The 12,435-nt window shown below is 41.9% G+C and carries 8 protein-coding genes and 1 tRNA gene; 8 read left to right on the forward strand and 1 reads right to left on the reverse strand.

Annotation, left to right across the window (positions count from 1 at the left end; translation table 11 throughout):
• Positions 1-16 precede the first annotated feature (16 nt).
• The 5 genes from lgt (at position 17) to LK416_02635 (ending at position 6,432) form a co-directional block, all read left to right on the forward strand.
• On the forward strand, positions 17-997 hold the full coding sequence (lgt, locus tag LK416_02615; GenBank protein ID UEA75094.1) for a prolipoprotein diacylglyceryl transferase: 981 nt from the start codon (positions 17-19) through the stop codon (positions 995-997).
• A 127-nt stretch (positions 998-1,124) separates the two neighbouring features.
• Positions 1,125-1,196, forward strand: a tRNA-Gly gene (locus tag LK416_02620).
• 447 nt (positions 1,197-1,643) lie between these two features.
• Positions 1,644-3,689, forward strand: coding sequence for a sulfatase-like hydrolase/transferase (locus LK416_02625; protein UEA75095.1), 2,046 nt, complete (start codon positions 1,644-1,646; stop codon positions 3,687-3,689).
• A gap of 172 nt (positions 3,690-3,861) precedes the next feature.
• Positions 3,862-5,313 carry an IMP dehydrogenase gene (gene guaB, locus LK416_02630; protein UEA75096.1) on the forward strand — a complete coding sequence of 484 codons (1,452 nt, stop codon included), beginning with the start codon at positions 3,862-3,864 and terminating at the stop codon, positions 5,311-5,313.
• Positions 5,314-5,490: 177 nt separating this feature from the next.
• Positions 5,491-6,432, forward strand: coding sequence for a tRNA-dihydrouridine synthase family protein (locus LK416_02635; protein UEA75097.1), 942 nt, complete (start codon positions 5,491-5,493; stop codon positions 6,430-6,432).
• Positions 6,433-6,659: 227 nt separating this feature from the next.
• Here LK416_02635 and LK416_02640 read toward each other — a convergent pair whose 3' ends face one another.
• Positions 6,660-8,048 carry a TrpB-like pyridoxal phosphate-dependent enzyme gene (locus LK416_02640; protein UEA75098.1) on the reverse strand — a complete coding sequence of 463 codons (1,389 nt, stop codon included), beginning with the start codon at positions 8,046-8,048 and terminating at the stop codon, positions 6,660-6,662.
• Positions 8,049-9,010: 962 nt separating this feature from the next.
• On the opposite strand from LK416_02640, the gene aspS reads away from it, so the two are divergent.
• The 3 genes from aspS to LK416_02655 all read left to right on the forward strand — a co-directional run bounded on the left by aspS (position 9,011) and on the right by LK416_02655 (position 12,314).
• Positions 9,011-10,762 carry an aspartate--tRNA ligase gene (gene aspS / locus LK416_02645; protein ID UEA75099.1) on the forward strand — a complete coding sequence of 584 codons (1,752 nt, stop codon included), beginning with the start codon at positions 9,011-9,013 and terminating at the stop codon, positions 10,760-10,762.
• Between the two features lie 91 nt (positions 10,763-10,853).
• A complete protein-coding gene (locus LK416_02650; protein UEA75100.1) occupies positions 10,854-11,696 on the forward strand; it encodes a pyridoxamine kinase in 843 nt (280 codons plus the stop codon).
• 15 nt (positions 11,697-11,711) lie between these two features.
• Entirely contained in the window at positions 11,712-12,314 is a 603-nt protein-coding gene (locus LK416_02655; GenBank protein ID UEA75101.1) for a TIGR04100 family radical SAM protein, read from the forward strand.
• Positions 12,315-12,435 lie beyond the last annotated feature (121 nt).

A 12,435-nucleotide genomic window follows, 5' to 3' on the forward strand; every position in this document is an offset into this window, starting at 1 on the left:
AGGAGATAACAAGAAAATGGAAACTATTTCAGAATATTTTAACAGTATTATCTTTCCGCATTTGGGAATCTTCCTGAAGCATGTAGGTGATCATATATCCATTGGCAGCTTTGAAATCCGGTTTTACGGTATCATCATTATGTGTGGATTTATCCTTGCCTACTTCCTTGTGACAAATGAAGCGAAACGAACAGGGCAGGATCCGGAAATGTATCTGGACTTTATCCTGATCTTGATTATTCCGGTAATCTTAGGCGCAAGAATTTATTATATATTGTTCCGGCTGGATCAGTATATAGTGGCGGGAAATATAAAAGAAACCATCCTTGGCATGTTAAATATCAGAGGTGGCGGACTTGCGATCTATGGTGGTGTAATTGCTGGTATTATTACCGGATGCATCTTTGCGAAGAAGCGGAAGGTAAATGTGCTTCGGCTTGCCGACACAGCAGCGTTTGGTCTGCTGATCGGACAGATCCTTGGACGCTGGGGCAATTTCTTCAACAGGGAGGCGTTTGGTGCGTATACAGATTCTGTATTTGCGATGGGAATCCCTCTTGATTATTACAGACATGAAGGAACACTAAACAGTCTGATCAGCAGTGGAGTGATCTCAGATACCATGCTTGCAAATACACAGATGCTTCATGGTATGGAATGTATAACAGTACATCCTACGTTCCTGTATGAGTCACTCTGGAATCTGATGTTGCTGATCTTTCTTCTTATATATAGAAAGCATCAGAAGTTTACAGGTGAATTCGCATTTATCTATGTAGCAGGCTATGGACTTGGAAGATGTATCATTGAAGGACTTCGTACAGATTCCTTAATGATCGGCAATTCCGGTATCCGTGTATCACAGCTCCTTGGATTTGCATGCTTTTTAGTTGGTGCAGTTGTGCTCATCGTTGGCTATGTTCGCAGAGCAAAAGGGCAGTTGCAGACCATTGAAAATGAGTCTGTTCAGGCGCCTTCAGAGAATGAAAACAACTAGGCTCAATGCGGTAATTCATTGCGTGAAAAAAATATTTAAAAAAGTTGAAAAAAGTTGTTGACAGATACAACGTCTTATGATAACATATCCATTGTTGTGAGGCAAATAAATCACAACAATGGAAAATGCGCGAGTGGCTCAGCGGTGGAGCACCTCCTTGCCAAGGAGGGGGTCGCGGGTTCGATCCCCGTCTCGCGCTCTTATTTTTTAGAAGCCTTAAGATTTAAGGCTTCTTTTTTTATGGTTGATACTTTGAACCTCAATGAGCCACTGCCATTTATCAGAAAAACAGTAGCATAGACGACTGACTTTCGATGATCCGATGCTGGAACAAAGGGCTTCTTCTTAATAATCCTAAAGAAGATTTAATAATTGTTTTATTGTAGTTTCCTCCGAAATATGATATTTTCCCATCATATAAAGCATTCCCAAAGATATAGATAGAAGAAAAGTAAGTAAAAATTACGCAAAAAATGAAAAAATGAGGTAATTATTTGTAAAATTTGCGGATTGAATAAAAAGAAAGGAATGCTATAATGAAACCGATTTAATCTTATTCTGAAATTACCGGTTTATGAATAAGATAACAGGATTGCATTAAGTATTTGGTTAGTGGTTGCCGAATCACGGCAGAATGGAGTTTTAGATGAAAGACAAATTGAAGAAATTGTGTAGTACAGCTATATTCCAGTGTGTTGCGATTGCAATTGTGCTGGATATTATTTTGGAGATATTGGGAAGACACTCATTTATCAATACGATGAAATATATTGTGAATGAACCCTTGGTGTTCCTATATAACTGTTCCATTATCTTCTTTACTCTGACATTGGCACTGCTGATGCGTAAGAGAGTGTTTGGTTACGGTATTATTTCATTTGCATGGCTGCTTTGTGGTGTAACGAACTGTATTGTTTTAGGCTTTCGTATCACTCCGTTTTCAGCGATCGATATGCTGATGGCGAGAAATACGATCACCATCATTGATAAGTATTTCTCAGTATGGCAGGTTGTATTCATCGGTGTAGCGTTATTTGTTGCACTGGCAGCGGTTATCATATTGTTCTTAAAGTCCCCGACAATCCAGGGAAATATTTACAGGATCCGTACAACGGTTCTGATCGTTGCATCTTTCTGTATGGTTATGCTATTTACAAAGATTGCATTAAATGCACAGGCAATCTCGGATAACTTTGCAAATCTGGCAACAGCATACGATAAATATGGTTTTGTATATTGCTTTTCAAACAGTGTAGTGGATGTCGGAATCAGTGAGCCGTCAGATTACAGTGAAGAAAAGATGCTTGAGATCAAGGATGAACTGGATACGGTGAAAGCTTCGGGAGCAAAATTTGCAAAGAGAAAGCCAAACGTAATTGTAGTTCAGTTGGAATCCTTCATGGATCCATCACATGTAAAAGAATTATCTTTTAATATGAATCCGATTCCGAATTTCACAAAATTAAAAGAAGAATGTTCGTCAGGTTTCCTTACGATGCCTGCAATCGGAGCGGGAACGGCAAATTCGGAATTTGAGGTGCTTTCCGGATTTGATGTGGCATACTTCGGTGCCGGTGAATATCCATATAAGACGGTACTTGGAAGTACAACCTGTGAGACGATGGCGACACAGTTTAAAAAGCTTGGTTATTCTACTCATGCGATGCATAACCATGACGGTACATTCTATGACCGTTATATCGTATACAAGAATCTTGGCTTTGATACATTTACCCCTATGGAATACATGTATGACGTAGAGCATACCCAGAAAAACTGGGAAAAGGATAATGTACTGACCGGAGAGATCATGAAGACCTTGAAATCTACAGAGGACAAGGATTTTATCTTCACGGTCAGCGTTCAGGGACATGGAAGATATCCGAGTGAATTAGATTATGAGAATTATTCCTATCCGGTAAAAGTAACAGGTACGGGAAGTGAAGAACTGGACAATGAATGGACATATTATTGCAATCAGCTTCATGAGATGGATGAATTTATCAAGGATTTAATTGAAGAACTGAAGAATTATGATGAAGATGTAGTACTGGTAATGTATGGTGATCATTTACCGGGATTTGAACTGACAAATGATGATGTAGAGAATGGAAATCTGTATCAGACGGAATATTTCATATGGAGCAATATGAAGCATTTCATTGATAAAGATGAAGACATTCCGGCTTATGATCTGAGTACGAAGCTGTTTGATGTGATCGGACTTGAAAAGAGTGCCATGCAGAAGGTGCATACACTTTACAGCGAAGATGATCCTGAATACAGCGATGTAATGTGGAATGTAGAATATGATATGTTATACGGTAAGCGATATATGTATCCGGATGGCTGGCCATATGAGCCTACCGATATGCAGTATGGTGTAGAACCAATCTATATTACGGATATAAAAGAAGGCGATTATCAGAAATTGTCCGATGACCCGGAGAAAGCACCGGAGCAGCCCCATGGATATTATATCAAGGGTGAGAATTTCAATGAATGCAGTTTTGTTTGGATCAACAACGGATTCAAGAAGGAAACAATCTATATAGATCGGAATACTCTGTTTATTCCTGATATCACGTTTGACGATGGTGAGGAAGTCTATGTTGCTCAGGTTGGTGATGACAGCATTGATATCGGAAAGTCGGAAGCGTTTATTTATCAGGCTCCGGTAGCAGAAAATTAAAGATAACTGATAATTCCTCATAAAAAAGAAATTTTTTGGTAATAAATAATCTTGACATTAAATAGGTTATTTGATAGCATAGCATCATATATTTTGGATATAACAGGAGCGTTCGTTTGAATGCTCCTGTTATATCAACTTACAAATAAAAAAAAGAAAGTGAGAGAAAAAAATGGGTAAGATCATAGGCGAAGGAATTACATTTGATGACGTATTATTAGTACCTGCATATTCTGAGGTGCTTCCAAATGACGTGGATTTAACAACTAACTTAACAAAGAAAATACAGCTTCAGATTCCTCTTATGAGTGCCGGTATGGATACCGTAACAGAGCACAGAATGGCTATCGCTATGGCTCGTCAGGGTGGTATCGGTGTTATTCACAAAAATATGTCAATCGAGGAGCAGGCAGAGGAAGTAGATAAGGTTAAGCGTTCTGAGAATGGTGTAATTTCTGACCCATTTTATTTATCTCCTGAGCATACACTTGCCGATGCAAATGCACTTATGGCAAAGTTCAGAATTTCAGGTGTGCCTATCACAGAGGATGGCAAATTAGTCGGTATCATTACAAACCGTGATCTGATGTTTGAAGAAGATTATTCCAAGAAGATCAGCGAGTCAATGACTTCAGAAGGTCTGATCACAGCAAAGGAAGGCATTACATTACCGGAAGCAAAGAAGATTCTTGCAAAGGCTCGCAAAGAAAAGCTTCCGATCGTTGACGATGATTTCAGATTAAAAGGACTTATCACAATTAAGGATATCGAGAAGACGATCAAATATCCACATTCTGCTAAGGATCCACAGGGAAGACTTCTCTGTGCAGCAGCCGTTGGATGTACAGCAAATATTCTGGATCGTGTTGCTGAACTTGTATCAGCAAAGGTTGATGCGATCGTTATTGATACAGCACATGGACATTCAGCAAACGTACTTCGTACTTTCAAGATGGTAAAGGAGAAGTATCCGGATCTTCAGGTTATCGCCGGTAACGTAGCTACTAAGGCCGGTACACAGGCAATGATCGATATGGGCGTAGATGCAGTTAAGATCGGTATCGGACCTGGTTCTATCTGTACAACCCGTGTTGTTGCAGGTATCGGTGTACCACAGATCACAGCTATTATGGAAGCATATGATGCAGCTATGAATGCGGGTATTCCTGTTATCGCTGATGGTGGTATTAAGTACTCAGGAGATATCACAAAGGCAATTGCAGCAGGTGCAAATGTATGTATGATGGGTAGCTTATTTGCAGGTACAGATGAAGCTCCTGGTGACTTCGAATTATATCAGGGACGTAAGTACAAGGTATACAGAGGTATGGGTTCTATCGCAGCTATGGAGAATGGAAGCAAGGACAGATACTTCCAGGAGAATGCAAAGAAGCTTGTTCCGGAAGGTGTAGAAGGACGTGTTGCATACAAGGGTTCTGTTGAAGATACTGTATTCCAGTTGATCGGCGGACTTCGTTCCGGTATGGGATACTGTGGAGCTCACAACATTCCTGAATTACATGAGAAAGCAGAGTTTGTTAAGATCTCAGCAGCATCATTAAAAGAGAGCCATCCACATGATATTCATATCACAAAGGAAGCTCCAAACTACAGCGTAGAGTAATAACAGTATAATAGAAATATAAGTCAGAATATAGCCGGTGAGAATATGCAGATAACATATATCACTGGCTATATTTGAGTACTGAGTTTGGCGACTGCTGTGATGACATAAAAGTATAAGAAGTCTGTGTCTGCGATTATCATGATGACATATGTTTTAATAATTGGAAGGAGAATTATGATGCTCTATCTGGCACCTTTAGAGGGGATAACCGGATATATATACAGAAATGCATATCAGAAATATTTTGGAGGAATCGATCGGTATTTTACGCCTTTTATAGCTCCTGCAAAGGGGAAACCGTTCAGACATCGTGAGCTGGCGGATGTTCGCCCTGAACATAATACGGGCATAACGGTGATCCCGCAGATTCTGACGAATCATTCAGAAGGCTTTATAAAAGCGGCAAAAGCTTTAGCTGATATGGGATATGATGAGATCAATATAAACATGGGCTGTCCTTCCGGTACGGTTGTTTCAAAAGGAAAAGGTTCAGGGATGTTGGCAGATCCCGTAAAGCTGGATCATTTCCTTGAGGAGATATTTGCAGCCGATATCTGCAAAATATCGGTAAAGACCAGACTGGGAATGGAATTTGCAGATGAATTCCCGGATATTCTGGATGTATTAATGAAATATCCATTTACCGAAGTGATCATTCATCCGAGAACCAGAGAAGATTATTATGGTGGCAGCGTAGATCTTGCTATGTTCGATCTGGCAGTAGAACGATATGGAGAGCAGACAGAAAGTGTCCTTTGCTATAATGGTGATATTACCGATGCTGCCGGCTATAAAAATATTCAGGAACGATATCCACAGGTTGATAAGATCATGATCGGACGTGGAATCATAGGAAATCCGTTTCTTCCACAGGAGATTGCAGAACAGAGGTGCTGCTATAACGCAGGAATCCTTCTGGCATTCCACGATGAACTGTTTGCCGGTTATATGGAAGCAGGGCTTGGAGCGAGAAATGTCATGTTTAAGATGAAAGAGTTGTGGTCGTTTATGGAATGTCTTTTTGAAGCTCCCGACCAGCAGAAGATATTAAAAAAGATTCGCAAAGCCAACGATCCGGATACCTACAACACCGAAGTCCGGAAGCTGTTGCGGTGATGAAGAAAACAGAATAAAAATGAGAAAAAGATATTAGCATGAAGTATATCCTATAAGTTGATACTAGAAAAGGAAGCTGACAATACTATTATGGAGCAAGCCTTTTCGAATGTCGGTACTTAGTGAGCCACGAAGTGGAGAACTTTAGTACCGCTACATGAGAAATAGAGCGAAAGCGTCTTGCGTAATAATATGTATTGTCAGCTTCCTTTTTTTATAGGGCCGATTTAGAATTCATTTCCGGGGAAATGAGGGATTCCGTCAAAACCTGCCTTCAGATCGTCGTCGGTAGGAATATAATCGCTCATCTCACCATCGTTATATTTGCCATAAGCAACCATATCGAAATATCCGGTTCCGGTCAGACCAAAGACGATCGTCTTTTCTTCCCCGGTTTCTTTACATTTCAGTGCCTCGTCGATAGCAACACGGATCGCGTGGCTGCTTTCAGGAGCAGGAAGAATACCTTCCACTCTTGCAAATTGGGTTGCTGCTTCAAATACTGCTGTCTGTTCAACACTTCTGGCTTCGATGATGCCATCATGATAGAGCTGGGATACAACAGGGCTCATACCGTGATAACGAAGTCCGCCTGCATGGTTTGGTGAAGGAATGAATCCGCTTCCGAGGGTGTACATCTTTGCCAGTGGACATACCTTGCCGGTATCACAGAAATCATAGGCATAGACACCCCTTGTCAGACTTGGGCAGGATGCCGGTTCTACAGCGATGATCCGGTAGTTCTTCTCGCCACGGAGAACCTCGCCTGCAAATGGGGAGATCAGACCACCGAGGTTTGAACCGCCGCCGGCACATCCGATGATGATATCCGGTGTGATGTTATATTTGTCAAGTGCTGCTTTTGTTTCAAGACCGATAACAGTCTGGTGAAGTAATACCTGATTCAGTACACTTCCGAGTACATAACGATAGCCTTCCTGCTTGGACTCTGCTTCAACAGCTTCTGAGATGGCACAGCCAAGGCTTCCGGTTGTTCCAGGATGCTCAGCAAGGATCTTGCGGCCAACCTCTGTTGTGGTACTAGGAGATGGAGTTACGGTTGCACCGTAGGTACGCATAACTTCACGACGGAATGGCTTCTGTTCATAGGAAACCTTAACCATATATACCTGACAGTCCAGGCCAAAGTAGGAGCATGCCATAGAGAGGGCGGTTCCCCACTGACCGGCACCGGTCTCGGTTGTAACACCCTTTAACCCCTGCTGCTTAGCATAATAAGCCTGAGCGATAGCGGAGTTTAATTTGTGGCTGCCGCTTGTGTTGTTTCCTTCAAATTTGTAGTAGATCTTAGCTGGTGTCTGCAGCTTTTCTTCCAGACAGTATGCACGAACCAGTGGAGCAGGACGGTACATTTTATAGAAGTCCTGAATTTCCTGTGGAATCGGGATGTATGGGGTGGTGTCATCCAGCTCCTGCGCGATCAGTTCGTCACAGAATACAGGACGAAGATCATCGGCTGTCATTGGCTGAAGTGTTCCCGGATTTAACAGAGGTGCCGGCTTGTTCTTCATATCGGCACGTACGTTATACCACTCTTTTGGGATCTCGTTTTCACTTAAATAGATTTTGTACGGAATGTTTGCATCTTTTTTCATAATCATAACCCTCCAATGCTTGATTCATTTGTATAAATAGTTTAAGTTATCCCGGTTATCTTTGATGGGATATATAAATATGTTCCGGGGAATTTTATAATGTCATGCATTTTGCAAAATCATCATCCTTGTGGGCAAAGAATTTTGCATGGATTTGTGATAGATATTAAGACATAAAAAAACTGCCCCAGTATAAAAATGCTGGGACAGGAGATTGTTCATTAGAAACTGTTTCCTGCGGTGCCACCCGGCTTGACGTATCAGATACGCCCGCTCATTGTCTGCAAATACATACATTACAGATATCTCGTTCTTAACGGAGTATCATCTCCGGCTTACATACAGAATGCATATACAGGAATCGTACCACATCGTTCAGCTTGCCCTCGGGAGTCCATTCCATCATGGAAAACATACTGCCTTCCACCGGCGGCAGCTCTCTGGGATGTTTGTCGCATCATGTACTTACTCTCCTTCAACGGTTTAAAGCAATACTAGCATAATTGTTTTTATGTGGCAAGTATTTTTTTATGAATGGGGTTGTATTTTTAAGAAAAGTCCGTTGACAAGCCATTTTCCCTGCTATATAATTGACACATTGAAAAGGCGAAGACGGAGAGAAGTAGCGCTTTTTATCGCTCCCAGAGAGCCGGCGGTGGTGAGAATCCGGCAGAATGAATAAGCGTGAATAACACTCTAACAGCTGCAAGCTGAACCCGTGAAGAAGACATTTGCAGAGATGACCGGAAAATGCGAGATGGTTGTTCTGCGAAATGGACCTCACAGTAGTAGGTGCGCCGCAATTGTGCGTGAAACAAGGAAAGGGACTGTCAGATAAGAGACAGTAAATCAGGTGGTACCGCGGATATGAATTATGTTCGTCCTGGATGCAGGGCAGGCATAGTTCTTTTTTTATGCAACCTGTGAAATATAAAAATCAGTCAAAGGAGATAATGCAGAAAATGACCATTTCAAACATTTATCGTAACAGAACCTTAAATGAGATCAGCGAAGGCGACGTTGGCGCAGAGCTGAAGGTGGCAGGATGGATCGAGAACATCCGTGATCATGGTGGTGTATCCTTCATCGACCTGAGAGATATGTATGGTGTTCTTCAGGTAGTTATGAGAGACACTTCGTTATTAGATGGACTTACAAAAGAGGATTGTGTATCCATCTCAGGTGTGATCGAGCACAGAGATGAGGAGACATACAATCCAAAGATCCCGACAGGAACGATCGAACTGGAGGCACATTCCGTAGAAGTGCTTGGAAGAGTATACAAGCAGGTTCCGTTTGAGATCATGACATCCAAGGAGACAAGAGAAGATGTCCGACTCAAATACAGATATCTGGATCTTAGAAATAAAAAAGTAAAGGATAATATGATCTTCCGTTCACAGGTGATCAGCTTCCTTCGTCAGAAGATGACAGAGATGGGATTCTTAGAGATCCAGACACCGATTCTGTGTGCTTCATCACCGGAAGGTGCAAGAGACTATATTGTTCCATCCAGAAAATTTAAAGGCAAGTTCTATGCTCTGCCACAGGCTCCACAGCAGTACAAGCAGCTGCTGATGGTTGCAGGATTTGACAAATATTTCCAGATTGCACCATGCTTCCGTGACGAGGATGCAAGAGCAGACCGTTCACCGGGTGAGTTCTATCAGCTCGATTTTGAGATGAGCTTTGCAACACAGGAAGATGTATTTAAAGTAGGAGAGGAAGTTCTCTCAGCAACATTTGAGAAATTCGCACCGGAAGGCTCTGTTGTAACACAGGCTCCTTATCCGATCATCAGCTATAAGCAGGCAATGTTAGAATTCGGTACGGATAAGCCGGATCTTCGTAATCCGCTTCGTATCATCGATCTGACAGATTTCTTCCAGAGATGTACATTTAAGCCATTCCATGGCAAGACTGTACGTGCGATCAATGTACCGAAGAAACTGTCAAAGGGACAGCATGAGAAGCTCTTAAAGTATGCTCAGTCTATCGGTATGGGAGGTCTTGGATATCTGGAAGTTCTGGACGATATGACATACAAGGGACCAATCGATAAGTTCATTCCGGATGATATGAAGAGTGAGATCGCAGAGCTTGCAAATCTGAAAGCAGGTGATACTATCTTCTTCATTGCCGATGTAGAAGAACTGGCAGCTTCCTTTGCAGGACAGCTTCGTAATGAGATCGGTGCAAGACTTGATATGATCGAGAAGAATGCATACAGATTCTGCTATATTAACGATTTCCCTATGTACGAGTACGATAAGGAAACAAAGAAGATCATCTTTACACATAATCCGTTCTCCATGCCACAGGGTGGTCTGGAAGCTTTAAATGAGAAGAATCCGTTAGATGTTCTGGCATACCAGTATGATATCGTATGTAATGGTATCGAGCTTTCATCCGGTGCTGTCAGAAATCACGATATGCAGATCATGGTAAAAGCATTTGAGATCGCAGGATACACAGAAGAAGATCTGAAGACAAAGTTTGGAGCACTTTACAATGCATTCCAGTTCGGTGCACCACCACATGCCGGTATGGCTCCCGGTGTTGATCGTATGATCATGCTCCTTCGTAATGAAGAAAATATTCGTGAGATTATTCCGTTCCCTATGAACGGAAATGCACAGGATCTGATGTGTGGCGCCCCTGGTGAGGTTACAGAGCAGCAGCTCCGTGAGGTTCATATCAAGGTAAGACAGTAACAGAGAAAATCAGGTATTTATGTATAGATTACCGGATAGAAGATTATTTTGATATACACCCAAGATTTTATGTTAGAAAGGTGCATAAGATATGCAGGGTTCGCATAATAACCAGAAAAAGATAGCAGTTATAAATGATTACTCAGGATTTGGACGCTGTTCCATAGCAGTAGCAATGCCGATTATTTCTGTAATGAAGGTTCAGTGCTGTCCGGTTCCGACGTCGATTTTTTCCAATCATACGGGGTTTGACAGCTTCTATTATGAAGATTTTACAGATCATATGCAGAGGTATATCGATGAATGGAAGAAGCTGGATCTGCAGTTTTCCGGTGTCTGTACCGGATTCCTGGGTTCCAGTGAACAGATCAGTATAGTGGAACGGTTCCTTACGGATTTTAAAAGACCGGAGACAAAGGTGATCGTGGATCCGGTAATGGGTGACTATGGCAAACCATATCCGACCTATACAGACGAACTGTGCCAGCAGATGAAAAAGCTGGTGCGGTTTGCTGATATCCTTACTCCAAATACCACAGAGGCATGTGTTCTGACGGATACACCATATAAGGATGACTGGCATATGGATGAACTGAAAGCTATGGCGGAGAAGCTGGCAGCACAGTCAGAGAGCAGACAGGTAAAAGTTGTGATAACAGGAATCAGGCGGGGAAGCTTCCTTGCTAACTTCTGCTATGAAAATGGAAAAGTAACCGTTGTGAAGACGAAGAAGATCGGAGAGTCGCGCTCCGGTACCGGAGATGTCTTTTCGGCGATTCTTGCGGCGGATGCCGTAAATAATGTAGATTTTACAGAATCAGTTAAGAAGGCAAGTGTATTTATCAAAGAATGTATCAAACGTTCCGTTGAGATGGAGCTTCCATTGACCGATGGAGTGTGTTTTGAGGAATGTCTGTACAAGCTTGCCAGATAACAGGAGGCGAATAGTATGGAGATATTATATAAAGTTCATAATAATCTGTATGTAAATCTGACAAATAAATGCCCATGTGCATGTACATTCTGTCTCAGACAGAACATGGATCATGTTGGTGAATCAAAGAGTCTGTGGTTAGAGCGAGAACCATCAGCAGAAGAAGTGATTGCTGAATTTGCAAAATTCGATATGAGCCGGTTTAATGAGGTTGTGTTCTGTGGATTCGGAGAACCGACGGAAGCCTTTGAGGTGTTGAAGAAGGTTGCGGCATTTGTAAAGGAGACTTATCATATGCCGATACGTTTGAATACGAATGGGCTGGGAAATCTTGTAAATGGCAGAGATATCACACCGGAGATGGAAGGCCTGATCGACACGGTATCGATCAGCTTGAATACGCCGAATGCAGATCGGTATCATGAACTGGTCAGAAGTAAGTTTGGAGATAAATCCTTTGATGCGATGCTTGACTTTGCAAGAAGTTCTACAAAGTATGTAACAAATGTAGTTATGACGACTGTAGATACCACGATTACAAAAGAGGAAGAGGAAGAATGCCGGAGAATCTGTGATTCGATCGGTGCAAAATACAGAATCCGCCCATGGGAGGATTAATAAATCTGATAAGAAAAGCTCTGTATGAAAATACAGGGCTTTTCTTGTTATTCTACAAATAAAGACCGCAGGTAGCGATCAGGCTGCCTGCGGTCTTACTGTAATATTTATTATTATAACA

The sequence above is a fragment of the Lachnospiraceae bacterium GAM79 genome (assembly GCA_020735665.1).
GTDB lineage: Bacteria > Bacillota > Clostridia > Lachnospirales > Lachnospiraceae > Coprococcus.

What these genes read in the sequence shown, in the direction of transcription:
- guaB (UEA75096.1), top strand. Translation starts at nt 3,862, where the DNA reads ATGGGTAAGATCATAGGCGAAGGAATTACATTTGATGACGTATTATTA.
- aspS (UEA75099.1), top strand. Translation starts at nt 9,011, where the DNA reads ATGACCATTTCAAACATTTATCGTAACAGAACCTTAAATGAGATCAGC.
- lgt (UEA75094.1), top strand. Translation starts at nt 17, where the DNA reads ATGGAAACTATTTCAGAATATTTTAACAGTATTATCTTTCCGCATTTG.
- LK416_02655 (UEA75101.1), top strand. Translation starts at nt 11,712, where the DNA reads ATGGAGATATTATATAAAGTTCATAATAATCTGTATGTAAATCTGACA.
- LK416_02625 (UEA75095.1), top strand. Translation starts at nt 1,644, where the DNA reads ATGAAAGACAAATTGAAGAAATTGTGTAGTACAGCTATATTCCAGTGT.
- LK416_02640 (UEA75098.1), bottom strand. Translation starts at nt 8,048, where the DNA reads ATGAAAAAAGATGCAAACATTCCGTACAAAATCTATTTAAGTGAAAAC.
- LK416_02650 (UEA75100.1), top strand. Translation starts at nt 10,854, where the DNA reads ATGCAGGGTTCGCATAATAACCAGAAAAAGATAGCAGTTATAAATGAT.
- LK416_02635 (UEA75097.1), top strand. Translation starts at nt 5,491, where the DNA reads ATGATGCTCTATCTGGCACCTTTAGAGGGGATAACCGGATATATATAC.